General features: G+C 37.4%; 20 protein-coding genes. 16 read left to right on the top strand and 4 right to left on the bottom strand.

Annotated features, from left to right (window positions below):
* The first annotated feature begins 10 nt into the window (after positions 1-10).
* Positions 11-310, top strand: a complete 300-nt coding sequence (locus tag ACY2RT_RS02140) for a GNAT family N-acetyltransferase (protein WP_490154223.1) — start codon at positions 11-13, stop codon at positions 308-310.
* On the opposite strand, the gene mtaB is transcribed toward ACY2RT_RS02140, so the two are convergent.
* Positions 307-1,641: a tRNA (N(6)-L-threonylcarbamoyladenosine(37)-C(2))-methylthiotransferase MtaB gene (gene mtaB / locus ACY2RT_RS02145; protein WP_490154224.1), complete on the bottom strand. Its 1,335-nt coding sequence runs from the start codon at positions 1,639-1,641 to the stop codon at positions 307-309. The genes ACY2RT_RS02140 and mtaB overlap by 4 nt on opposite strands.
* 61 nt (positions 1,642-1,702) lie before the next feature.
* Here mtaB and ACY2RT_RS02150 point away from each other — a divergent pair, with 61 nt between their 5' ends.
* Both ACY2RT_RS02150 and ACY2RT_RS02155 read left to right on the top strand, forming a co-directional pair.
* Complete coding sequence (locus ACY2RT_RS02150; protein WP_490154225.1) at positions 1,703-3,322, top strand: ABC transporter substrate-binding protein; 1,620 nt, start codon at positions 1,703-1,705, stop codon at positions 3,320-3,322.
* 114 nt (positions 3,323-3,436) lie between these two features.
* Positions 3,437-3,715 carry a hypothetical protein gene (locus ACY2RT_RS02155; RefSeq protein WP_490154226.1) on the top strand — a complete coding sequence of 93 codons (279 nt, stop codon included), beginning with the start codon at positions 3,437-3,439 and terminating at the stop codon, positions 3,713-3,715.
* On the opposite strand, the gene ACY2RT_RS02160 is transcribed toward ACY2RT_RS02155, so the two are convergent.
* Together ACY2RT_RS02160 and ACY2RT_RS02165 are read right to left on the bottom strand one after the other, a co-directional pair.
* Entirely contained in the window at positions 3,712-4,887 is a 1,176-nt protein-coding gene (locus tag ACY2RT_RS02160; protein WP_490154227.1) for a GlmU family protein, read from the bottom strand. The two genes, ACY2RT_RS02155 and ACY2RT_RS02160, sit on opposite strands and share 4 nt — an antisense overlap.
* A gap of 84 nt (positions 4,888-4,971) precedes the next feature.
* On the bottom strand, positions 4,972-5,250 hold the full coding sequence (locus ACY2RT_RS02165) for a type B 50S ribosomal protein L31 (RefSeq protein ID WP_490154228.1): 279 nt from the start codon (positions 5,248-5,250) through the stop codon (positions 4,972-4,974).
* A 166-nt stretch (positions 5,251-5,416) separates the two neighbouring features.
* Here ACY2RT_RS02165 and ACY2RT_RS02170 point away from each other — a divergent pair, with 166 nt between their 5' ends.
* The 7 genes from ACY2RT_RS02170 to ACY2RT_RS02200 all read left to right on the top strand — a co-directional run bounded on the left by ACY2RT_RS02170 (position 5,417) and on the right by ACY2RT_RS02200 (position 12,509).
* A complete protein-coding gene (locus ACY2RT_RS02170) occupies positions 5,417-5,947 on the top strand; it encodes a DUF4199 domain-containing protein (RefSeq protein ID WP_490154229.1) in 531 nt (176 codons plus the stop codon).
* Positions 5,948-5,959: 12 nt separating this feature from the next.
* A complete protein-coding gene (locus ACY2RT_RS02175; RefSeq protein ID WP_490154230.1) occupies positions 5,960-6,913 on the top strand; it encodes a glycosyltransferase family 2 protein in 954 nt (317 codons plus the stop codon).
* Positions 6,914-6,952: 39 nt separating this feature from the next.
* The gene (locus ACY2RT_RS02180; RefSeq protein WP_490154231.1) at positions 6,953-8,662 is read left to right on the top strand and encodes a phospho-sugar mutase; all 1,710 of its coding nucleotides are present in this window, start codon (positions 6,953-6,955) and stop codon (positions 8,660-8,662) included.
* Complete coding sequence (locus ACY2RT_RS02185) at positions 8,662-10,485, top strand: ABC transporter ATP-binding protein (RefSeq protein WP_490154232.1); 1,824 nt, start codon at positions 8,662-8,664, stop codon at positions 10,483-10,485. The genes ACY2RT_RS02180 and ACY2RT_RS02185 overlap by 1 nt, the downstream gene beginning before the upstream one ends.
* 498 nt (positions 10,486-10,983) lie before the next feature.
* Entirely contained in the window at positions 10,984-11,535 is a 552-nt protein-coding gene (locus ACY2RT_RS02190) for an RNA polymerase sigma factor (RefSeq protein ID WP_490154233.1), read from the top strand.
* A 24-nt stretch (positions 11,536-11,559) separates the two neighbouring features.
* On the top strand, positions 11,560-12,066 hold the full coding sequence (locus ACY2RT_RS02195; protein ID WP_490154234.1) for a hypothetical protein: 507 nt from the start codon (positions 11,560-11,562) through the stop codon (positions 12,064-12,066).
* Between the two features lie 2 nt (positions 12,067-12,068).
* On the top strand, positions 12,069-12,509 hold the full coding sequence (locus tag ACY2RT_RS02200) for a sensor of ECF-type sigma factor (RefSeq protein ID WP_490154235.1): 441 nt from the start codon (positions 12,069-12,071) through the stop codon (positions 12,507-12,509).
* Between the two features lie 76 nt (positions 12,510-12,585).
* Here ACY2RT_RS02200 and ACY2RT_RS02205 read toward each other — a convergent pair whose 3' ends face one another.
* Positions 12,586-13,629 carry a WD40/YVTN/BNR-like repeat-containing protein gene (locus ACY2RT_RS02205; protein WP_490154236.1) on the bottom strand — a complete coding sequence of 348 codons (1,044 nt, stop codon included), beginning with the start codon at positions 13,627-13,629 and terminating at the stop codon, positions 12,586-12,588.
* A 77-nt stretch (positions 13,630-13,706) separates the two neighbouring features.
* On the opposite strand from ACY2RT_RS02205, the gene ACY2RT_RS02210 reads away from it, so the two are divergent.
* From ACY2RT_RS02210 to ACY2RT_RS02235, 6 genes are all read left to right on the top strand, one after another.
* Positions 13,707-14,921, top strand: a complete 1,215-nt coding sequence (locus tag ACY2RT_RS02210) for an RsmB/NOP family class I SAM-dependent RNA methyltransferase (protein ID WP_490154924.1) — start codon at positions 13,707-13,709, stop codon at positions 14,919-14,921.
* Between the two features lie 93 nt (positions 14,922-15,014).
* Complete coding sequence (gene purL, locus ACY2RT_RS02215; RefSeq protein ID WP_490154237.1) at positions 15,015-18,677, top strand: phosphoribosylformylglycinamidine synthase; 3,663 nt, start codon at positions 15,015-15,017, stop codon at positions 18,675-18,677.
* A 62-nt stretch (positions 18,678-18,739) separates the two neighbouring features.
* Positions 18,740-21,136 carry a M14 family metallopeptidase gene (locus tag ACY2RT_RS02220; protein WP_490154238.1) on the top strand — a complete coding sequence of 799 codons (2,397 nt, stop codon included), beginning with the start codon at positions 18,740-18,742 and terminating at the stop codon, positions 21,134-21,136.
* 108 nt (positions 21,137-21,244) lie between these two features.
* A complete protein-coding gene (locus ACY2RT_RS02225; protein ID WP_490154239.1) occupies positions 21,245-23,026 on the top strand; it encodes an AMP-dependent synthetase/ligase in 1,782 nt (593 codons plus the stop codon).
* Between the two features lie 171 nt (positions 23,027-23,197).
* Positions 23,198-23,650, top strand: a complete 453-nt coding sequence (locus tag ACY2RT_RS02230) for a MarR family winged helix-turn-helix transcriptional regulator (protein ID WP_490154240.1) — start codon at positions 23,198-23,200, stop codon at positions 23,648-23,650.
* A gap of 1 nt (position 23,651) precedes the next feature.
* Positions 23,652-26,060: a 3-hydroxyacyl-CoA dehydrogenase/enoyl-CoA hydratase family protein gene (locus tag ACY2RT_RS02235; protein ID WP_490154241.1), complete on the top strand. Its 2,409-nt coding sequence runs from the start codon at positions 23,652-23,654 to the stop codon at positions 26,058-26,060.
* The last annotated feature ends 42 nt before the right edge of the window (positions 26,061-26,102 follow it).

A 26,102-nucleotide genomic window follows, 5' to 3' on the forward strand; every position in this document is an offset into this window, starting at 1 on the left:
ATTAACTCCCATGATTGAAGATGTGCAAATAACCGACAACGAATTTTTGAGACAATTTGAACTTGAGGTGGGCGATAATATGGCACGTATCGAGTATGCCCTCCAAGATCGAAAAATATTTCTTACTAAGTATGATATGCCACAGGATATGGAAGATCAGGGCTTCCGTGATATTTTTATAAAAGCTGTTTTTGAAGAGGTAAAAAGTCGTGGTATCAGCCTTGTTCCTACCAGTCCGGAAATTGCAGGTTTCATGCGTAAGAACCGGAGAGTTTATAAAGACCTTCTGCCTGTTGGAATAAGCATTTAGACAAAGGCCTTTTCTTCCACAAAATTAAAACGCACCAATCCATCCTCATCTATTTCCGTGAGTTCTACAGTATGCAATGTATTTATTAGCTCCGGGTTCCAAGGTGCTTTTACTTTTATATAGTTTTCGGTAAAACCATGGATATAACCCTGCTTATTTTCGCTTTCAAATAATACGGCTCGGATGCTTCCTAACTGACTCTCATAAAATGCGCGTCGCTTTTTCACAGAAAGCCCTCGTAACATTTTGCTTCTTTTATTCCTTACGTTTTTAGGCACAACCCCCTCCATTGTTGCTGCAGGAGTATTATCTCTTTCAGAATACGTAAATACATGCAGATAAGAGATATCCAATTCATTTAAAAAATGGTATGTCTTCAAAAAATGTTCTTCGGTTTCACCCGGAAAACCTACAATCACATCTACACCAATACACGCATGTGGTAATACTTCGCGTATTTTGGCTACTCGGTCAACATATAATTCACTCATATATCGACGGCGCATTAATTTAAGAATGTCATTACTTCCGCTTTGTAACGGTATGTGGAAATGCGGTACAAATGTTTTTGAGTGCGAAACAAATTCAATGGTTTCGTTTTTCAGTAAATTTGGTTCGATAGAAGAAATTCGTAAGCGCTCTATTCCGGAAACTTCATCCAACGCTTTTACCAATTCTAAAAAAGTGTGCTCATGTTTTTTATTGCCAAATTCTCCTTTACCGTAATCTCCAATATTTACACCGGTTAAAACAATTTCCTTAATATCTTGTTTAGAAATCTCTTCAGCATTCTTTAACACATTTTGAAGGGTATCACTACGGGAAATTCCGCGTGCCAAAGGAATCGTACAATAGGTACATTTGTAATCACAACCATCTTGTACTTTTAAAAATGCGCGGGTACGGTCTCCAATAGAATAGGAACCTACATAGAAATCGGCATCTTCAATTTCACACGAATGAATCTCACCAAAATCATTCTTTGAAAGGTCATTGAGATAATCTGTGATCTTAAATTTTTCGGTAGCTCCCAATACCAGGTCAACACCATGAACGGCTGCTAAATCTTTTGGCTTTAGTTGAGCATAGCAACCCACCGCGATTACAAATGCCTCATTGTTAGCTTTCTGAGCCTGCTTTACAATGGTTTTAAAACGTTTATCTGCATTTTCGGTTACACTACAGGTATTGATCACATAGATATCTGCTTTTTCAGAGAAATCCACACGGTCAAAGCCTTCGTCCGAAAAACTTCGAGCAATCGTAGAAGTCTCACTAAAATTGAGCTTACAACCTAAGGTATAAAATGCGACTTTTTTTGTAGCGTTCATTCTTGTATTTTTGACAAACGTGGGCGCAAAAATACGAACTAAATCTGGTTTCCGAAAACGAATGATACACCTCTTTCAAAAACTAACCTATACACTTTCAATAGGTTATGCTATTATTTTAATTGCTGCATGCACCAATGACACCGATTCTAATCGCGACCACCTGGTATTTCGCTACAATGAACACGGTAACATTAGCTCTCTGGACCCGGCTTTTGCCAGGAATCCGCAAAATATATGGCCCGCTAATCAATTGTTCAACGGCCTGGTACAATTGGACGATTCCCTTAATATTCAGCCGGATATTGCAAAACATTGGATAGTAGATGATTCTACGTATACCTATACATTCTATTTACGGAACAATGTTCCTTTTCATAAAAATAAGGCCTTCGGAAATGACATGACGCGAAATGTCGTGGCTTCCGATTTTGTGTACAGCTTTGACCGCCTTACAGACGAAAAAGTTGCCTCTCCCGGAAGTTGGGTTATGAGTGCCGTGGATTACTATAGGGCAGAAAATGACACTACATTTGTAATTCAGTTAAAAAAACCTTTTCCTGCTTTTTTAGGATTGCTGTCCATGCGATACTGTTCTGTAGTCCCAAAAGAAGCGGTGGAATTCTATGGAAATGTATTCAGAAGAAATCCGGTAGGTACTGGTCCTTTTCAGTTTAAACTATGGGAAGAAAATGTAAAACTTGTACTTCGGAAAAACCCACTTTATTTTGAAACAGATGCAAAAGGTGAGCAACTTCCATACCTGGAAGCGGTAGCCATTACCTTTTTACCGGATAAGCAAAGTGAGTTCCTACAGTTTGTACAAGGTAAATTAGACTTTTTAAATAGCCTGGACAACTCTTATAAAGATGAGATCTTAACTACAAAGGGAGAGCTACAGGAAAGCTATCAGGAAGACTTTTATCTTATAAAAGGTCCTTTTTTAAATACAGAATATCTGGGATTCTTTATGGAAGCTAATTCACCAGAAATTAAATCGCAAGCCCTGCGAAAGGCTGTTAATTATGGTTTTGACCGAAACAAAATGGTAACCTACCTCCGCAACGGAGTAGGAATTCCGGCTGTACACGGGTTTATCCCAAAGGGACTTCCCGGTTTTACGAATATTGAAGGGTATACCTATAATCCTGATAAAGCCCGTGAATATCTCTCACAATACAAAACTGAAACTGCTGATGATAAACCACAAATTACCATTGGTACCAATAGCCAGTATCTCGATCTTTGTGAATACATTCAACGTGAACTTGAAAAGATTGGCATTAAAGTGACTGTAGATGTGATGCCTCCTTCTACGCTGCGCCAAATGAAATCCAGTGGAGAGTTGGATATCTTTAGAGCCAGCTGGATTGCTGATTATCCGGATGCCGAAAATTACCTTTCACTTTTTTATAGTCCCAACTTTACTCCCAACGGACCTAATTATACCCACTTTAAAAATGAGGTATTTGATAGTTTGTATGTGAAAGCACTCTCTGTATCTAATGTTGAGGAACGTAAACTGTTGTATACCCAAATGGATTCCATCATAATTTCTGAAGCACCTGTGGTTCCTCTCTATTATGATATGGCGGTGCGCTTTGTAAATAAAAAAGTAAGCGGTTTGGGAATCAACCCACAGAATTTCCTGATTTTGAAGAGGGTAAAAAAAGAAAAATGATGTCATTCTGAGCAAAGTGAAGAATCTTTCTAATAGATTTCTCATTACATTCAAAATGACATAACAATGTAACATTTCCATTCAATTATACGACAAATAAAGAAACCCTTTTCTATGAGCTTTGGTGGTATACAAGGGATGATTCAATCCTTACGGAACAATAAAAATCAATTATCAAAACGCGATAAGTATTTTGAGAAAGATTTAAATTCCAGTTATGGAGCTTATGGAAAGTTGGAAGACCATAAAAAAATGTCTTCCTATGAATTTAAAGTCTTCCAGAAAAAATTAAAAGAAAATGAACGACGCAGACAACGAAGAGTATTTATCACTTTTGGTAGTGTGATGCTGGTAATTATATCTGTTTTAGTCTACTTTTTATTCTTTGCTTAACTTCTACGCCATTGTGTTGTTTCTTCAAAAACATGCTCCAATATTTTGGCATCGGTTTCGGTAAACTCAATACCTCGTCTTGCCATCACTACTTTGGCAACTTCAAACGCCTTATTGGTTTTGTAAGTCGTTGTTCCAGCACTACCTCCCCAGCTAAAACTAGGAATAAAGTTACGTGGAAAACCGCTTCCGAAGATATTCGCGCTCACTCCAACCACCGTTCCTGTGTTGAACATAGTATTGATACCACATTTACTATGATCGCCCATCATTAAGCCACAAAATTGCAGTCCGGTACGGGCAAAACCTTCTGTCTCATAATCCCACAAACGAACTTCGGCATAGTTGTTCTTTAAATTGGAATTGTTGGTATCGGCTCCCAGATTGCACCATTCGCCTAATACCGAATTACCTAAAAATCCATCGTGCCCTTTGTTTGAATACCCAAAGATCACCGAATTGTTTACCTCTCCTCCTACCTTGCTATAAGGTCCCACAGTGGTTCCTCCATAGATCTTTGCGCTCATTTTAACAGTGGCTCCTTCACATAAAGCAAACGGGCCACGAATCATACAACCTTCCATAATCTCAGCATCTTTACCAATGTAAATGGGTCCATCGGTAGCATTTAAAGAACATAGTGGGAGTTTAGCTCCTTCTTCAATAAAGATGTTCTCCTTATTGAAAACAGGAGTCATTTCGGGGATAGGCCGGGAAGTTCTTCCTTTAGTAATGAGTTCAAAATCACGTTTAATGGCTTCATGATTCTTCGAAAAGATATCCCATGTATGTTCAATACGTAAAACGTCATCTTGTGAATACTGAATTACTTCATACGTATCAAAATCAACTTCTTGTCCTTCGCTTGTAAAGAAAGCAATGGGTTCGTCTTCCAGAAAGAGTGCTTGATTTTCAGAAAGTTCTTTTATCAGATTTGCCATGTTTTCTGAAGGGATAAAAGAAGCATTTATCAGGATATTCTTTTCCAACTCGACCATAGGGAACTTTTCAGCTAAATGATCTTCCGTCACGGTTGTTGTGGCAAACCCTAACAGTTTTTCCCATTTCTCCCGAATCGTTAAAATCCCCACGCGTAGATCTGCTACAGGGCGAGTAAAGGTAAAAGGGAGCAATTGATTGCGAACGTTTCCGTCGAAAAGAATATAATTCATAAAATAGGATCAGAATTTAATACCAAAACTAAACAAAAAAGCCTTCGATTTCTCGAAGGCTTGTAAAATATTGTAAACGTACTCTTATTCTTCTTCTTTGACAGCTTTTGTCTCTTTCTTGAATTTTGAGTATTTGTTCTTGAATTTATCAATACGTCCGGCAGTATCAATCAATTTAGATTTACCGGTATAGTATGGGTGCGAAGATCTTGAAATTTCTAACTTCACTAAAGGATACTCAACACCATCAACTTCAATATTTTCTTTAGTTTCTGCAGTAGATTTAGTTAAAAATACATCGTCATTAGACATGTCTTTAAAAGCAACTAATCTATAATTTTCAGGATGGATACCTTGTTTCATTTTATAATCTTTTAAATCCTTCTCAATTTTGAGTGTGCAAATTTAAGGAATAATACTAAATGAGCAACAAAATTGTTTACTTTTTTATTTGAAAACTAAAAAGGGAGGTAATGTAACGTTTTGCTATCTTTGTTTACTAACAAACCGAACCAAAAAACATCATCACATGGAAACAAAAAAAGCATCTGTTAAAAAAATTGCCCTGAACTACGGGCTTATGTTAGCGCTGGGGACCATTGTAGTATCTGTTATAGTGTATGTAATGGGAATGCATCTGGAACAGCCCTGGTGGCAGTCTCTGCTTAATTTCGTAATTATGACGACTGCAATTGTATATGGACTCAAAGCTTTTAAGAAAGACGGCGATGGATTCTTAACATTGGGAGAAGCTTTAAAGACCGGACTTGCCATATCTTTAATAGCCGGAATCATAGGATCTATATTCACATTCCTTTTTGTAACTGTAATCGAACCTGATTTTGTAACACAAATGCTGGAGGTAACACGTGAAAAAATGATCGAAGATAACCCTCAAATGACCGAAGAACAATTGGAAATGGCCATTGGTATGACCGAAAAATTCATGAGTCCATGGATTATGACAGCCTTTGGTATAATTGCCAGTTTATTTTTTGGCTTTATCATTTCTCTTATTGCCGGTTTAATTATGAAACAAAACCGACCACAAAATTATTAGAAAACATAATTAATGAACCTATCTATTGTAATTCCGCTTCTCAACGAAGAAGAATCAATTAAAGAGTTATACCATTGGATTGCAAAGGTGATGCAGTCCAATGGTTTTTTATATGAGTTAATCTTTATTGATGACGGAAGTACAGATGGTTCATGGAATATCATTAAACAACTTACCAAAGAACACAGCGAAGTTAAAGCGATTCGCTTCTTAAAGAATTTTGGAAAATCTCAGGCATTACATGCTGGATTTGCAAAAGCTGAAGGTGATGTGGTGATTACTATGGATGCAGACCTGCAAGACAATCCCGAAGAAATCCCGGAACTTTATAAAATGGTCTCTGAAAATGATTATGATCTGGTCTCCGGATGGAAAAAGAAGCGATACGACTCTGTGGTTTCAAAAAATTTACCTTCCAAATTGTTCAATTTTGCAGCCCGAAAGACCTCTGGAGTAAAATTACACGACTTTAATTGTGGTCTGAAGGCTTATAAAAAAGATGTGATTAAAGCAATTGAGGTGACCGGGGAAATGCACCGTTACATCCCGGTTCTGGCAAAAAATGCCGGTTTTAGTGTTATTGGCGAAAAAGTAGTATTACATCAAGCCCGAAAATATGGTACAACCAAATTCGGTGCAGAACGATTTGTCCGTGGCTTTCTGGACCTTATCACTATTTGGTTTCTCTCTCGTTTCGCAAAACGCCCGATGCATTTATTTGGTGCCTGGGGAGCCTTTACCCTCTTTGTTGGTTTCTGTTTCGCATTGTATTTGGGTATCGACAAACTTTTCATTAATCCCAGTGGGAGGCTCATTACCGAAAGACCCCAATTTTATATAGCCCTTACAGCAATGATCCTTGGTACACAGCTATTTCTTGCCGGGTTTTTAGGAGAACTGTTGCTACGAACAAAAAAGGATGCCAAAAATTACATCGTTAAAGAAGAGCAAAACTTCAGGCAATAACCGCTAAGTTTCATTATTTTTGCAGTCTAATTACACAGAATGATTTACGTAGATCCAGAGATTTTAGAGCGCGTCAACCGATGGCTCACTCCTGTTTTTGACAAAAATACTCAGCACACCATTAAAGAAATGATTGCCTACGACCCCGAGGGCCTGGAAGATAGTTTCTATAAGAATCTAGAGTTTGGAACCGGCGGAATGCGTGGTATTATGGGAGTTGGTGACAATCGTATTAATGAATATACATTGGGGAAAAATACCCAGGGACTTTCCAATTATTTAAAACAACAATACCCGGATCAAGACATTAGAGTAGCGATTGCATACGACTGTCGCCATAATAGTAAATCTTTGGCAAAAGTGGTCGCCAGTGTGTTCTCTGCAAACGGAATTAAGGTTTATTTGTTCTCTGACCTACGCCCTACTCCGGAGCTTTCTTTTGCGGTAAAATATTTAAATTGTCAATGCGGAATTGTTTTGACCGCTTCGCATAATCCACCCGAATATAACGGTTATAAAGTATATTGGGAAGATGGAGGACAACTGGTCCCGCCTCAGGATAGTGAAATTATTGCTGAAATAAATTCATTGGATTACAATGATATTAATTTTGAACCTAACGAGACTTTAATACAATTAATTGATGCCGAAATTGACGAAGCTTTTGCTGAAGCTTCTTTGCAAAATGGAAGTTTTGATACTACTCAAGAAGCTAAGAACAATTTAAAGATCGTTTTTACTTCCTTACACGGAACATCCATTACCATGATCCCGAAGGTATTGGAGAAAGCAGGATATAAAAATGTGATCATTGTGGAAGCTCAAGCCACACCCGATGGTAATTTTCCCACTGTAGCATCTCCCAATCCCGAAGAACCCGAAGCACTGAAAATGGCAATGGAAATTGCCGAAAAAGAAAATGCAGATATTGTAATCGGCACAGATCCGGATTGTGACCGCTTGGGAATCGCCGTAAGAGATACACAAGGAAAAATGACTATTCTAAATGGAAATCAGGCCATGATCATCAAAACCTATTTTTTATTGGACCAATGGCAAAAAGCCGGGAAATTGAATGGTAATCAGTTTGTAGCGAGTACTATTGTTTCAACACCTATGGTCCGTAAGATCTCAGCAAAATTTAAAGTTGATTACAAAGAAGGGCTAACCGGATTTAAATGGATCGCTAAAATGGTCAAAGACTTCCCTCAACAGGAATTTATTGGAGGAGGAGAGGAAAGTTTTGGGTATATGGTTGGAGATTTTGTACGTGATAAAGATGCTGTAACAGCTACTCTACTGGCTTGCGAGATCGCAGCACAAAAAAAACAATCCGGTTCCGGGGTATTTCAATACCTACAGGAGATTTATAGCGAAACCGGATATTATAAAGAGCATTTGGTCTCATTGGTAAAAAAAGGAAAAAAAGGAGCTGCAGAAATTCAGGAAATAATGGCGAAATTTCGATCAGATCCCTTTATTGAAATTGCCGGAAGTAAAGTGATCCGGATAGAAGACTATCAAACCGGGATAGCGAACAATATGGTTACAGGAGCTTCAGAAGTAATTGATATTCCAAAATCAAATGTACTTATATATTACACTGAAGATGGCAGTAAGATTGCAGCCAGGCCCAGTGGAACTGAGCCAAAGATCAAATTTTATATAAGTGTTCATTTGCCTTTCGAGGATGAAAAAGCACTTCAGCAAAAGATAGACGCTATCTTAGTATCCTTAAATATTAGCTAGTGAAGTACTTCAAAAAAATATTAAAATACGCACGTCCTTACAAGGGATATGCCTGGATGAACATTGTTTCAAATATATTTTATGCGCTGTTTGGAACATTGGCAATGATATCGCTATTTCCGATGTTGTCTGTGTTATTTGATAATACAAAGCGTTTAGATGTAAAACCTGTATGGGATGGTATCACTAACGCCAAAGAGTATATAGAAAATTACCTTAATTATTTTGTTACTCAAAAAGCAAATGAAGGCACGGATGATGTCCTAATCTTTATGGTAATTCTGGTGATAGCAATGTTCTTGCTTAAAAATTTATTTGGCTACCTGGCTATGTTCTTTATTACATTCTTACGCAATGGTGTGCTAAAAGATCTCCGAAATGATTTATATAAAAAGACCGTAGACCTTCCGGTTTCTTTTTATTCTGAAAAACGCAAAGGAGATACCATAGCACGTATTACGAGTGATGTGCTGGAAATACAACATTCGTTTCTTTCTATTTTGGAATTGATCGTTCGGGAACCGTTAACAATCCTTTTTGCAATTATAGCCATGTTGATCATAAGTGCTAAACTGACCATTTTTGTCTTTATTTTTATTCCTATATCCGGCTTTATTATTTCCAGAATTGGAAAAAGCCTTAAAAAGCATAGTGATAAAGTTCAGAAAGAGCAAGGCTTTTTTCTTTCAATCTTAGAAGAGACCTTAGGTGGCCTCAAAATTATAAAAGGGTTCAATGCTGAAAACATATTTAATAACAGGTTTAAAGAATCAACTTCACGGTTTTTTAGCTTCTCCAATTCACTTTTAAATAGACAAAACCTTGCTTCACCAATGAGTGAGTTCTTAGGCATTGTTGTAATAGCTATTTTACTATGGTACGGAGGGCAAATGGTGCTTGTTGAGAAATCACTTCAGCCTGAATTATTTATAGTATATATGGGGCTGGCATATCAAATATTAACTCCTGCAAAAGCCATTAGTAAAGCCAGTTACGGAGTAAAAAAAGGAAATGCAGCCGCAGAACGTGTTTTAGAAATCTTAGAAACCGAGTCTGCTATTCGTGATACGCCCAATGCTATCGAAAAACAAGGTTTTGAGCAACAAATTGATATTAATGGTATTTCATTTAAATATGAAGATGAGTGGGTACTACAGGATTTTTCATTAAAAGTACCTAAAGGCCATACTGTAGCGTTGGTAGGACAAAGCGGAAGTGGGAAAAGTACCATTGCCAATCTTATTACCCGTTTTTATGATGTAAATAAAGGCTCTATAGCAATTGATGGCCATGACATTAAAAAGATCACACAGCACTCATTAAGAAATTTACTTGGCCTGGTGACTCAGGATTCCATTCTCTTTAATGACACCGTAAAAGGAAATTTATTGGTAGCCAAGGAATCTGCAAGTGATGAGGAGATCGTAGACGCTCTTAAAGTGGCAAATGCATGGGAATTTGTCCAGAACCTGCCACAAGGTATCAATACTAATATTGGGGATAGTGGTAATAAACTCAGTGGTGGCCAAAAACAGCGATTGAGTATTGCCCGTGCAGTACTTAAAAACCCACCTATAATGGTTTTGGATGAAGCTACTTCTGCTTTGGATACCGAAAGCGAGCGGTTGGTACAGGAAGCTTTAGAGAATATGATGAAAAATCGTACTTCTATTGTTATAGCGCATAGGCTCTCTACTATTCAGAATGCCGATACCATTGTCGTCCTTTCACAAGGAAAGATCGTAGAGCAGGGAAAACACAAAGAGTTACTTGACAAAAAAGGTGCTTATTACAATCTTGTAGAAATGCAGTCATTGGCATAAAAAAAGAAAAGAGCGATTTGGGGCACCGCTCTTTTGCTTTTTTGTTATCGCATTTGGGGCACGCGATAACATTCTTTTACATAAGTATGGTTCAAATATATATTTAACTTTTCAATTGACCAAATAAAATTTACCTTTTATCTTAAAAATTTAGCACTTTATCGATTTTTTATTATCAAATGTTAATGAAATTCCTACAAGTTAAATGTCATTTCTTTTTAAAAAAAGAGCATAAAAAAAACGGACCAGCCCCCGCTTAGGTCCGTTTAATGCGTTCTTATTACAGTTGGGGCTAATAATAAAGAACATATACATAAGAAGTATGGTATAAAAGTAGTAAAAAAATTCCTACAAAAAAATTATTTTTACACTTAATCAATAAAAAATGTATTTCGTCGATGTTTTGTTGCTTTTTTTAAAATTAAATTGGAAAAAATACAGCTCACATTAAACCATTTCAATTTAAATTAGTCATACTTTCAAAGAAAATAAATCTTAGTGGTTGAAGAAAAATCTTTAGTAAGCGCATTACAATCGCAGCTACACAAGGAAACAGCTTTTAGAGAGTTAGTATCTCTTTACAAAGAACGCTTGTATTGGCATGTTCGTAAAATAGTTTTGGACCATGATGATGCAGATGATGTACTACAGAATGTTTTTATTAAAGTTTTCAAAAATATTGATTCGTTTAAAGGAGATAGCAAATTGTACACCTGGATGTACCGCATCGCAACTAACGAGTCCATTACTTTTATCAATAAAAAAGCAAAAAGGGCAAATATCTCATCAGAAGAAGTAAAAGAAAATTTAATTTCAGGCCTAGAAAGTGATGTCTATTTTGAGGGAAGTACCATCCAATTAAAGTTGCAAAAAGCAATTGCTACTCTCCCAAGGAAACAGCAATTAATTTTTAATATGAAATATTTTGATGATATTACCTACGAAGATCTTTCAAAGATACTGGAAACTTCAATCGGTGGTTTAAAAAGTAGTTATCATATAGCAGTTAAAAAGATTACAGCACATCTAAAAGAAAATGAAACCTTTTAAAGAAATTAGAGTCAAAAGATCGAAATGAAAGACGATAAAAAAAAATATGAACATGGTTTTACCACTCCGAATGACTATTTCGAAAGTTTTGAAGAGCACTTATTTGCAAAACTAAATAGTGATTCTCTTCCGGGAAAATCCGGTTTCAAGGTTCCGGATAATTATTTTGAGCAATTGGAAGAAAACGTAATGCAACAGGTAAGTGCTTTAGGTGAAAAACCTAAAGTAAGGACATTATTTACTGCCAAATATATTACTTATGCAGCAGCAATTGCAGCCAGTGTAGTATTAATTGTATCTATTGTAAACAATAATAGTTCCCCTATTGGAAGTATGGATGATATAGAGATTACTTCTATTTCAGAATATATAGACGATGGAAATATAGATATTGATACTTACGATATAGTTGCACTTTTAGAAGAAAATGAAATCGTGAATATGGATACAGAATCTCAGCTTTTTTCTGAAGAAGCCCTTGAAGAATATCTGTTGGAAACCTTAGATGAATCAACATTATTAATAGAATAAAAATGAAAAAAATACTCCTATTGGTCTTTTTTATTGGCGCAACTGTTATTGCACAGGAAGGAAACAGACATGAAAAAATAAAAGCACTGAAAATAGCTCATTTAACTGAAGCTCTAAATTTGTCTGCTGATGAAGCTGAAAAATTCTGGCCCATCTATAATGCCCATGAAGAAAAGATGGACAAACTAAGAAAAATGCGACGAGATGATATGCATATGCTTTTTAAAAATGGAGGTATTGATTTATTAAGTGATGAAGAAGCTAATGCACTTATAGACAAATTTATAGATATAAGAACAAAGGAGTTAAAATATGATTCAGATTTAATGAAAAACCTGAGAAATGTGATCTCTCCCAAAAAGATCATTAAGCTTAAAAAAGCCGAAGAAGATTTTAAAAGACAATTGCTTAGGCAAATTCGTCAGCACCGGGGAAAAAGATAGAGGTTGGTTTTTTTAATAAGTTGTCCGTTTTAAAAAGAAACGGCAATTCAAAAAAAGGAGTATAAAAGCTCCTTTTTTATTCACTAAATATCAATTTAGATATTTTATGCTGCCCGCTTGCAAAAGCAAGTGTATCGTTCACAAATTCAATTGCATAAAAGCCTTCTTCCGAAAGTTCTTTCCAGCTTTCACCCTGGTCATTACTATATGAAATTCCCGGTGATCCCACAGCAATAATACCATTTCCTTTTGTGTTTGGTACAAATCGTACCGAAGAACGATATCCCGGTCCCTTTCCATTGCTCAACAAATCCCAGGTCTTCCCTCCATCTTTGGTAATGGCTTTATTGCCTTCATTAAAGTCTTTATGCTCCCAATCACCACCAAATATAACACCCACAGATTCATTGTAAAAATCTACACTGTAAATACCGGTCATAGCTTTTCCCTGAATTATTGGAGTACTGAAAACTTCCCAGGTATTTCCTTTATCAGGAGAATGAAAAACACGTGCCCTTTTCCCTCCGGATACGATCCAAACATGGTCATTATATAAAGCGATATTAGAATTACTTGCTGCAAAAGCTGCTTCCCCTTTTTCAGTTTTTGGAAGTAGATCACAAGATAATTTTTTCCATGTATTTCCTCCATCATTGGTCATTATTACAGACAGGCAGTCCTCCGTCGGGTCTCCCATGGCAATACCTTCTTTTTCATTCCAAAAAGCCATAGCGTCGTAAAAGACTGCTTCTCCTTCTTCTACATATACCTCTTCAATTTGAGTAGCTTCAGTGCCATCAAAACCAATTTTATACAAAACACCAGGATTTGCCACACTTAACACAAAAACAGAATTTTTAGTGGTAGCAATAGCTCTAAAATGCAATAAAGAATCATTGTATTTTATAGTTGCCAACTTTGGAGTTGTACCATCGATAAGCCCTACTCTACCAGCATTAGCTGCAAACCACACCATATTTTCAGTAACAGGTGCAATAGCTCTAATACTCAGACTATCAGTAAATACAGTTTCTATTTTTACTGTTGTAAACTCTTTTGTAGCATCGTTTCCACAAGAAAAGAAAAGAGACGTAGCAATTAAAAGGAAGAAGGTTCGCATCTTAAAAAATTTTGTCAAAAGTAATCAAAACTATTCATTGTGATTGTAATACCTTTGCAGACCAATTTAATAAACAGATGAAACTACATCGTAATTTAGTATTCGCAACCATAGATTCGCTTCACATGATATTTAATGAAAAGAAGCCAGCTGATAAAGTTCTTAAGAATACTTTAAAACGGGACAAGAGATGGGGCGCACGTGATCGTGGTTTTATTGCTGAAACTACTTATGATATTGTACGTTGGAAACGATTATATGCAGAAATTGCTGAAGTAAAAGAGCCCTTTGATCGTCCAAACCTGTTTAGATTGTTCACTATTTGGGCCACACTAAAAGGAATTAAATTACCGGATTGGAAACAGTTGGAGAATACTCCTGTCAGACGTATAAAAGGAAAGTTCGATGAACTTTCAAAAATTAGAAGATACCGCGAATCTATTCCGGATTGGTTGGATGAATTAGGTGAAAAGGAATTGGGTAAAAAATGGGATCAGGAAATCAATGCATTAAATCAATTAGCAGATGTTGTTCTGCGGGTAAATCCTTTAAAAGCGACATTAAGGCAAGTCCAAAACGAGTTATCCGACCTCGAAATTGAAACCGAATCTATTAAAGGCCTTCCTCATGCCCTAAAACTAAAAGAGCGTACAAATGTATTTACCTCTGAGGCTTTTAAAAAAGGATGGTTTGAAGTGCAGGATGCATCTTCACAATTAGTTGCACAATTGCTGGACCCACAACCCGGGATGAGAGTAATAGATGCTTGTGCAGGAGCAGGTGGAAAGAGCTTACACATTGCTTCTCTAATGGAAAACAAGGGGCAGGTAGTTGCTTTAGATATTTATGAAAACAAATTAATTGAACTAAAACGAAGGGCCAAACGCAATGGAGCCCACAATATCGAAACCAGATTGATCGATTCTACCAAAGTAATTAAGAAGTTAATTGAAAAGGGAGATAAGGTACTAATTGATGCTCCTTGTTCTGGTTTAGGGGTTCTAAAACGTAATCCGGATACAAAATGGAAAACAAGCCCCGACTTTCTTGAAAAAGTAAAAAAGACACAATCAGAGTTATTGGATTCCTATTCGCGTATGGTGAAACCCGGGGGGCAACTGGTTTATGCAACTTGCTCTATATTACCTTCAGAAAACGATAAACAGGTAAAAGCATTTTTAAAGCGGGATTCCGGAAAAGGCTTCAGCTTGGTAAAAGATAAAAAGGTTTGGGCAAGCGAGTTTGGTTTTGACGGGTTCTATATGGCATTGCTTCAAAAAGAAAAGGCATAAAAAAGAGAGGAGGATCATCTACTCTTTTTGAAGTATATATCTTAAAAATTAATTACCTTTGTCCTTTAAAAAATTCACTCAAACTCTACAAGGATGATTCACTTTTTTGGAGACGTAAAAAACACTGTTTTTGCTGTCCAAACCGCTAGCGAACTTTCAGACAAAAACATCGAAAAATTACAGTGGTTATTTGGTAACCAACCTAAGATAAAGAAATCCGCACTGGCGGATTTTTTTGTCGGCCCACGTGCTGCAATGATAAGCCCATGGAGTACAAATGCCGTAGAGATTACCCAAAATATGGGAATTGAGGACATTATCCGAATTGAAGAGTTTTATCATGTGAATGAAGCGTTTACCGACTTCGACCCTATGTTGTCGCAAAAATACGCATCACTCGATCAGGATATATACACCATTGATATTAAGCCGGAGCCAATTAAGGAGATTCATGATATTGCAGCATACAACCAAGAAGAAGGTTTGGCTTTAAATCCTGAAGAAATTAATTATCTGGAGGATCTTTCAAAAAAAATAAACCGAAAGTTAACCGATAGTGAAGTATTTGGTTTTAGCCAGGTGAATAGTGAACACTGTCGTCATAAGATCTTTAATGGTACGTTTGAAATTGATGGAAAAGAAATGCCTTCTTCATTATTCAAACTTATTAAAAGAACATCTCAGGAAAATCCAAATGATATTGTTTCTGCTTATAAGGACAATGTTGCATTTGTTAAAGGCCCAAAAGCTATTCAATTTGCACCAAAAAGCCCCGATAAGCCGGATTTTTATCAGGAAACTGAATTTGAAAGTGTTATTTCTCTTAAAGCCGAAACACATAATTTCCCTACAACAGTGGAGCCCTTTAATGGTGCTGCAACAGGCAGTGGAGGAGAAATTCGTGATCGCCTTGCAGGTGGAAAAGGCTCCTTACCTTTGGCGGGAACAGCTGTTTATATGACATCCTACTCAAGATTGGAAGAAAACCGTCCATGGGAAAAAGCAATGAACGAACGTGAATGGTTGTATCAAACCCCACTGGACATTTTAATAAAAGCAAGTAACGGAGCTTCCGATTTTGGAAATAAATTTGGACAACCTTTAATAACAGGATCAGTACTTACTTTTGAACACAAAGAAGAAGCTAGAAAACTTGGATTTGACAAAGTGATCATGCTTGCAGGAGGAATTGGTTATGGAAAGGCAGACCAGGCCATAAAAGATACACCCTACACTGGCGACAAAATAGTAATTTTAGGAGGTGAAAATTATCGAATAGGTATGGGTGGCGCTGCAGTATCTTCTGCCGATACAGGAGAATTTTCCAGTGGAATTGAACTGAATGCCATACAGCGTTCTAACCCCGAAATGCAGAAACGTGCTGCAAATGCAGTACGCGGAATGGTAGAAAGTGAAGAAAATCCAATTGTTTCCATACACGATCATGGAGCTGGTGGCCACCTCAACTGTTTAAGTGAGTTGATAGAAGAGACAGGTGGTAAGATCGATCTCGATAAACTCCCGGTAGGAGACCCAACACTTTCTGCTAAAGAACTAATTGGAAACGAATCACAAGAACGCATGGGTCTGGTGATTGGTGATGAGAATATAGAAAAATTAAAACGTGTTGCAGACCGTGAACGTTCTCCCATGTATGAAGTAGGCGAAGTTACCGGTGACAATCGATTCTGTTTTGAGAGCAGTAGTACAGGTGAAAAACCAATGGATTTTGAACTGGCCGATATGTTTGGGAGTTCTCCACAAACCATATTAAAAGATCAGACAGTAACAAGAAATTATACAAATCCAAATTACAATACTTCTAAGATCAAAGAGTATCTCGTTCAGGTACTTCAACTGGAAGCTGTTGCCTGTAAAGATTGGCTCACCAATAAAGTAGACCGTTGTGTGACGGGCCGTGTGGCCAAACAACAATGTGCAGGCCCTTTACAATTGCCGCTAAACAATTGCGGAGTAATGGCATTGGATTATCTTGGCAAAGAAGGAGTTGCAACTTCTATTGGACATTCTCCCGTGAGTGCTTTGGTAGATCCCGTTGCAGGCTCCAGAAATTCTATCACTGAAGCCTTGACAAATATAGTTTGGGCTCCTTTGGACAAAGGCCTGAAAAGTGTATCACTTTCAGCAAACTGGATGTGGCCTTGTAATAATGAAGGAGAAGACGCCCGTTTGTATGAAGCTGTGCAAGGTGTGAGTGATTTTGCTATTGATCTGGGTATAAACGTGCCAACAGGAAAGGATTCTCTCTCAATGAAGCAGAAATACAAAAATGAAGAAGTAATCTCTCCCGGAACAGTGATTATTTCGGCAGCTGGGCATTGTTCTGATGTTAAAAAGGTTGTTGAACCTGTATTACAGAAAAATGGTGGAAGCATCTATTATATCAATATCTCACAGGATGATTTTAAACTGGGAGGCTCTTCTTTTGGACAAATTCTGAATGCCGTTGGAAAAGAGGTTCCTAACGTAAAAAGTGCCGGATACGTAAAAACTGTTTTTAATACAATTCAGCAATTAATCTCTGAAGAGCAAATTCTGGCAGGTCATGATGTAGCTTCAGGAGGGTTGATTACTACCCTTTTGGAAATGTGCTTTGCAGATAGAGACTTGGGAGCTTCCATGGACCTTTCAGAGTTGGGAGAAGACATGGTAAAGGTTTTGTTTTCTGAAAATTGTGCTGTGGTACTACAAGCTTCAGAAGACACAGTTATGGAGCATATTCTTTCAGAAAAAAATATTGATTTTGTAAAACTGGGAAAGGTTACCGAAACTGAAACGCTTCAACTAAAACACAATGAAGCAATTTTAGATCTCAACATTCCTGAAATGCGAGATGCCTGGTACAAGACATCATTTTTACTGGACCAAAAACAAAGCAGAGTTCAAAAAGCAAAAGAGCGCTTCAACAACTATAAAAATCAACCACTACAATTTACATTTCCCAAACATTTTACCGGAGAATTACCACAAATTGATGATAGTAAACCTCGTATAAAAGCAGCTATTATTCGGGAAAAGGGGAGCAATAGTGAACGTGAAATGGCATACGCAATGTATCTGGCTGGTTTTGATGTAAAAGATGTACATATGACCGATCTTATCGAAGGGCGTGAAACACTTGAAGATATTCGTTTTATAGCTGCCGTAGGTGGTTTCTCCAATAGCGATGTATTGGGAAGCGCTAAGGGTTGGGCAGGTGCCTTCTTGTACAATGAAAAAGCAAACAAAGCCTTAAAAGATTTCTTTGCAAAAGACAACACGCTTTCACTGGGAGTTTGCAATGGTTGCCAGTTGTTCATTGAATTGGGGTTACTTACTCCGGAACACGATGAGAAACCAAAAATGTTGCACAACGAGACCGGTAAATTTGAATGTAATTTTACTTCGGTGTTCATCCGGGAAAATAATTCGGTGATGTTATCAACACTAGCCGGAAGTACATTAGGTATTTGGGCTGCTCATGGTGAAGGAAAGTTTAGCTTTCCTAAGTCTGAAGAGAACTACAACATAGTAGGCAAATATGGCTATGATGCATTCCCTGCAAATCCTAATGGCAGTGACTTTAATACGGCAATGATGACCGACGCGACCGGAAGGCATTTGGTAATGATGCCACATTTGGAACGTTCAAACTTTCCATGGAATTGGGCGCATTACCCAAAAGACAGGAGCGATGAAGCTTCTCCATGGCTGGAAGCGTTTGTAAATGCACAAAAATGGCTTAAAAAAAACTGAGACAATATGTTAGCATCTCTAACGTTTTGAGACCAAGAGAAAAAATTAAATAAACAACCGCTATGAAAAAACTACTACTCCTTATCTTCTTATGTGCTACTATTGGCATAAGTCAAGAATCCCAGGAAACCTACCAACGTGCAAAAATTCACTATTCTTCTCCAAATGACCTTCAAAGATTGGAGAGCTTGGGTGTCCCTGTTGAACATGGAACACATAAGAAAGGATACTTTCTGATTTCCGATTTTTCTGTTACTGAAATTGCAGTTGCCAGAACTGCCGGTTTTACGGTAGATATCCTTATTGAAGACTCAAAAGAATATTTCCTTCAACAAAACAGATCTCCTTCGCCTCCACAGAGAAATCTAACCTGTAGTGGAGCCGGTATTACCGATTACCAAACTCCTGCTAATTTTGAATTGGGGAGTATGGGAGGCTATTTAACTTATCAGGAGCTTCTAGATGAACTGGACGAAATGCAATCACTATATCCAAATTTAATAACCCAAAAAGCCAATATTGGTAGTTTCCTGACCGAAGGTACTCCGGACAACTCTGTTACTCCTTCCATAGGGTCAAATGGTATCCAATGGGTTAAAATAAGTGACAATCCAAATACTGCAGAGGCAGAACCGCAAATACTATATACCGCAATACACCACGCTCGTGAACCTGCGAGTCTTTCACAATTGGTTTTTTATATGTGGTATCTGCTGGAGAATTATGATTCAGATCCTGAAATACAAAGTATTTTAGATAATACCGAACTCTATTTTGTGCCTGTTATTAATCCGGACGGCTATTTATATAACGAGAAAACCGATCCTAACGGAGGTGGTTTCTGGCGTAAGAACCGTAAGAACAGTCATGGTACAGATTTAAATCGAAATTACGACTATTACATTAATGGGGACCCTAATAATGGTATTTGGGGTGGTGCCGGGACTTCAAATGATCCTAATAGCAATGTATATCATGGTCCTGCACCTTTTTCTGAAGTAGAGAGCCAGGCTATTAAATGGTTTGTAGAACAACACGATTTTGTAATGGCCTTTAACAATCATACCTCGGGTGATCTGCTATTATATCCTTTTGGTTATATAGATAATGCTCCTACTCCCGAAAATGATCTGTATGTAGGAATTTCTGAAGAATTGGTTTCTCAGAATGGATTTAACAATATCCTCTCTTCTGAGCTGTACCCAGCTGCAGGAGACAGTGATGATTTTATGTATGGAACTGTTGGTACTCACGATAAGATCTATGCATTTACTCCGGAAATTGGGCCAAGTTTCTGGCCTCCGTCTAACCAAATTATTGGTATTTGTAAAGGAATGATGTACCACAATATCACTGCTGCAAAAATGGTGAATAACTATGCCAGACTAAAAGATACTGCGCCACTTTTTGTAGGTAACAATGTAGTTGCAGATGCCACTTTTGACATTAAAAGATTAGGGGTTGCAGGTTCCGGAGACTTTACGGTAAGTGTAAATGCAGTGTCTGCAAATATCACATCCGTAGGTAGTCCTGTGAGCTTTTCAAACATGAATGTATTAGATGAAGATAATGGTACCATTCAATATACACTTGCTACAGGTACTACAGCCGGAGATGCTATTACTTATGAATTGATAATTAATAACGGAAGTTTCGACACTTCAATTACGGTAGAAAAATTTGCAGGAAGCTTAGTTGCCGTTTTTGAAGATAATGGTGATAGTGCAACAGATAATTTCAATAACAATGGTTGGGGTAATACAATAGCAACCTTTGTTTCGCCTTCAAGCTCGATCACAGATTCTCCCGGAACTTTATATTCCGGTAATGCTAATGAAACCATTACACTTAGTAATTCTATAGATCTAACTAATGCTAAAGGTGCTAATGCTACCTTTTATGCAAAGTGGGATATTGAAAATAATTACGATTATACACAATTTGAAGTATCCATAAATGGAGGTAGTACCTGGATTCCTCAATGTGGAAAATATACTAACGAAGGAAGTTCCAATAATAATAGTCAACCAACAGGAGAGCCTTTATATGATGGATCTCAAACCGATTGGGTATTGGAAGAAATAAACCTTAGCGATTATTTAGGGGAAACGATCTTAGTTCGTTTTCAATTCCGTTCGGATGGTGGAATGGAACTGGATGGTTTCTACTTTGATGACCTAACGATCAATATTGTAGATGATGGAAATTTAGGTGCAGATGATGTTTCAGAAAAACAATTTGGTATCTATCCGAATCCGGTAAAGGACCTATTGAACATTACTACTCCATTAAGTAATTATGCTATTGAAGTATATACACTACAAGGTCAATTAGTTGCAAACACTAAAAACAATTCAGGTTCAATGACCTTTGACTACAGTAGTTATGCATCTGGTATCTATTTGATGAAGTTAACTTCTGAAAATACTTCACAGACATTTAAAATTGTAAAACAATAGGTATTAAATGTCTAAAATACATTTTGAACCACGGCAATTGCCGTGGTTTTTTATTTCAGAAAAACTAAATAATTTTTCATAATTTGCATATTCACAATACTACGAATTATGACAGACCCGAAAAGACTTTTTGACTTCCCATACTATCAATTAGAAAAATACCCACTTGAAAAATCACTTGTAAGTAAAGTGAATGGAGAATGGGTCGCTACTTCCACTCAGAAATATATTGATAAAGCTAATGCAATTAGCCGTGGCTTACTGCGATTAGGAGTACAACCCAATGATAAAGTAGCTATTATTTCAATGACCAATCGTACCGAATGGAATATCTGCGATATAGGCATCTTACAAACCGGAGCTCAGGATGTACCCATATACCCTACTGTTAGTGAAGAAGACTACGAATATGTCTTAAACCATAGTGAATCTGTATATTGCTTTGTTTCCTGTAGTGAGGTATATGCTAAAATCAAAAAAATAAAAGATAATGTACCTTCTTTAAAAGGTATTTATTCTTTCGATGAACTGGAAAACTGCGCTAATTGGAATGAAGTATTGAAATTAGGAGAGGACGAAAGTAATCAAGAAGAATTGGAAAGCCGTAAAGCAGCCGTAAAGGAAGACGATCTGGCTACGCTTATATATACTTCCGGAACTACCGGAAGGCCGAAAGGTGTTATGCTTTCACATAAGAATATTGCCAGTAATGCGGTACATAGTGAAGAACGGCTTCCTATTGAATTTGGAACTTCCAAAGCGTTAAGCTTTTTGCCCGTATGTCATATCTATGAGCGAATGTTATTGTATATGTATCAATACTGCGGTGTGAGTATCCATTTTGCTGAAAGCTTAGAGACCATTAGTGATAACTTAAAAGAAATAAAACCCGAAGTTATGACTGCTGTTCCTCGTTTACTGGAAAAGGTCTATGACAAGATTATCGCCAAAGGTTCCGACCTCACCGGAATAAAGAAAAAATTATTCTTCTGGGCAGTGGAACTAGGGCTACAATGGGAGCCCTATGGTCAAAATGGTTGGTGGTATGAAACCAAATTAAAACTGGCCCGTAAACTTATCTTTAGTAAATGGCAAGAAGCGTTGGGAGGTAACCTGAAAGCAATTGCTTCTGGTAGTGCGGCATTACAGCCACGTTTGGCAAGAGTATTCAATTCGGCAGGAATTCCTGTAATGGAAGGCTATGGTCTAACTGAAACTTCACCGGTATTAACTGTAAATGATATGCGAAACGGTGGTTTTAAAATTGGTACTGTTGGAAAACCCCTATCAAATACTGAAATAAAAATTGCCGAAGACGGAGAAATCCTGGCAAAAGGTCCGCAAGTAATGCAAGGCTATTATAAAGATCCTGAAAAGACAAGTGAAGTTTTAAAGGATGGCTACTTCCATACCGGGGATATAGGAGAGGTCGATGCTGATGGTTTTTTGAAAATTACAGACCGTAAAAAAGAAATGTTCAAGACCAGTGGCGGTAAATATGTCGCTCCGCAACTCTTGGAAAATGCTATGAAGCAATCGCGTTTTATTGAGCAGATCATGGTTGTAGGTGATGGTGAGAAGATGCCCGCAGCGCTCATACAACCTAACTGGGAATTCATAGCAGATTGGAATGAGCGTAAAGGAAAAAAACTATCTAGTGATCCAAGAGAGTTAGTAAATGATGAAACTTTAATAAAACGTATTCAAAAAGAAGTGGATAAGTTCAATGAACGCTTCGGTAAATGGGAAAAGATCAAAAAATTTGAACTGACTCCGGACGTTTGGGGCATAGAAAGTGGTCACCTCACTCCTACCATGAAAATGAAACGGAAAGTGATCAAAGAGAAATACATACATCTTTATAATAAGATCTACGAACACGAATCTTAATCAACCTATCTTCCTTTTTTAAAAGAAAAGTAAGTAAAAAGAGAAACATTAAAAAAAGACCTTTTCCTCAAAAATAAATTCTAAACTTAAAAATATCCTTTAGCAATAATTTTTCATTTTACTATGCATGCATAATAAATTTTCGTATCTTTGATATTCTAATCTTCCAAGATGAAGGAAAAGACAATCGATTATGTATTGCGTGCCACCTGGATGGGGGTGCAAAAAATGTACAACGAAGAAGCCAGTAAAAAAGGGAGTACTATGGCTACCGGCTTTGCTCTTATTAGTATCGACCCGGAAAAAGGCACCTCTTCCACTGCCCTAGGCCCAAAAATGGGAATGGAGGCTACCAGCCTTTCGCGTACCCTAAAATCTATGGAAGAAAAAGGGTTGATCGAACGTAAACCTAATCCGTTAGACGGCCGTGGTGTTATCATACATCTAACTCCTTTTGGTCTGGAAATGCGGGAGTTTTCTAAAAATGTGGTGCTTCGTTTTGATGAAGCAGTTAAAGAAACTGTTAGTATAGATGATTTAGAAACATTTAAAAATGTTGCACATACCATTTTAGAACTCATCAACAGTAAAAAGATATATATATCTGAAAATAATATACTATAAAATGTCAAAAAGAAGAATTAATAAAGTTGCCGTCATTGGCTCAGGGATCATGGGAAGTGGTATTGCTTGTCATTTTGCCAATATAGGCGTAGAAGTATTGCTACTGGACATTGTCCCTCGCGAATTAAATGACAAAGAAAAAGCCAAAGAACTTACCCTGAAAGATAAAGTTGTGCGTAACCGTTTGGTAAATGACGCATTAACTACTGCTATCAAATCGAGGCCGGCTCCTCTATATCACAATAGTTTTGCCAGCCGGATCACTACCGGAAACCTGGAAGATGATATTTCAAAAGTTGCGGCTGTGGATTGGATCATCGAGGTAGTTGTTGAACGTTTAGACATCAAACAACAAGTTTTTGAAAACTTAGAGAAACACAGAACTCCCGGAACATTAATTACTTCAAATACTTCAGGAATCCCCATTCAATTTATGAACGAAGGGCGAAGTGATGATTTTCAGGAACACTTCTGTGGAACACATTTCTTTAACCCTCCCCGCTATCTGAAGTTATTTGAGATCATTCCGGGACCTAAAACCAAGCCTGAAGTTTTGGATTTCTTAAATGGGTATGGTGAAAAATTCCTTGGAAAGACTTCTGTTATTGCAAAAGATACACCTGCTTTCATTGGAAATCGTATTGGGATCTTCGGAATTCAAAGTTTATTTCATTTGGTAAAAGAAATGGGGTTGACCGTTGAAGAGGTTGATAAATTAACAGGCCCTGTTATCGGACGGCCTAAATCTGCAACCTTCAGAACGGTAGATGTAGTTGGTCTGGATACATTGGTCCACGTAGCCAACGGTATCTATGAAAACTGCCCTAATGATGAAGAACACGAGATTTTTAAACTACCTGCCTTTATAAATACCCTAATGGAGAACAAATGGTTGGGAAGCAAAAGCGGGCAAGGTTTCTACAAAAAAATTAAAGGAGATGACGGACGAAGTGAGATCTTAGGGTTAGACCTGAAAACACTTGAATACCGAAAAGGCAAAAAAGCTTCCTTCTCTACTCTGGAGCTAACAAAAAGTATTGATAAGGTTATAGATCGATTTAAAGTACTGGTTAGCGGAAAAGACAAAGCCGGAGAATTCTATAGAAAAAGCTTTGGAAGTATGTTTGCCTATGTATCCAAGCGTATTCCTGAAATCTCAGATGAACTGTATAAGATTGATGATGCAATGAAAGCCGGATTTGGCTGGGAAAATGGCCCTTACGAGATCTGGGATGCCGTTGGAGTAAAAGAAGGAATTCAGCTAATAAAAGAGTTGGGGAAAGAACCTGCTCCATGGGTGAATGAAATGTTGGATGCCGGTATTAATACATTTTATACTGTAAAAGAAGGTGCTACCTATTATTATGATATTCCAAAAAAACAATATCTAAAAGTACCCGGGCAAGATGCATTCATTATTTTAAACAACATTCGTGAATCGAATGAAGTATTCAAAAACAGTGGTGTTGTTATTGAGGACCTTGGCGATGGCATCTTAAATGTAGATTTCCAAAGTAAAATGAACAGTATTGGAGGTGATGTACTGGCTGGATTAAATAAAGCAATTGATATTGCTGAAAAAGATTTTGACGGATTAGTAGTTGGTAATCAAGGAGCCAACTTCTCTGTAGGTGCTAACATAGGAATGATCTTTATGATGGCTGTGGAGCAGGAGTATGATGAATTGAATGCTGCTGTAAAATACTTTCAGGATAGCTGTATGCGCTTGCGCTACTCCTCTATCCCAACAGTAGTTGCTCCTCACGGAATGACCCTGGGAGGTGGTTGTGAAATGACCTTACATGCTGATAAAGTAGTAGCTGCTGCCGAAAGTTATATTGGCCTTGTGGAATTTGGTGTTGGAGTAATTCCCGGTGGTGGTGGTTCTAAGGAAATGACACTACGTGCCAGTGACACCTTCCAAAAAAACGACGTAGAGCTAAACAGACTTCAGGAATATTTTTTAACGATTGGAATGGCAAAAGTTTCAACTTCAGCGTATGAAGCCTTTGATACAGGCATTCTTCGGAAAGGAAAAGACATTGTTATTGTCAATAAAGACCGGCAAATAGCAGCTGCAAAAGCAGTAGCCAGAATGATGGCAGATCGAGGTTATACAAAACCTGTGAAACGAAAAGATGTAAAAGTATTAGGAAAACAAGCTTTAGGTATGTTCTTAGTAGGAACCGACTCTATGGAAGCTGCACATTACATTAGTGAACACGACAAAAAAATCGCAAATAAATTAGCTTATGTAATGGCAGGTGGAGATTTATCAGAACCTAGCCTGGTCAGCGAACAATACCTTCTGGACCTTGAAAGAGAAGCATTTTTAAGTTTATGTGGAGAACGCAAGACACTGGAAAGATTACAACATATGATCCAGAAAGGAAAACCACTTCGTAACTAAGTTACGAAGAGTAATGAGGTAACTGAAACCTAATTACTCAAT

The organism is Ulvibacter sp. 2210JD10-4 (assembly GCF_058148525.1).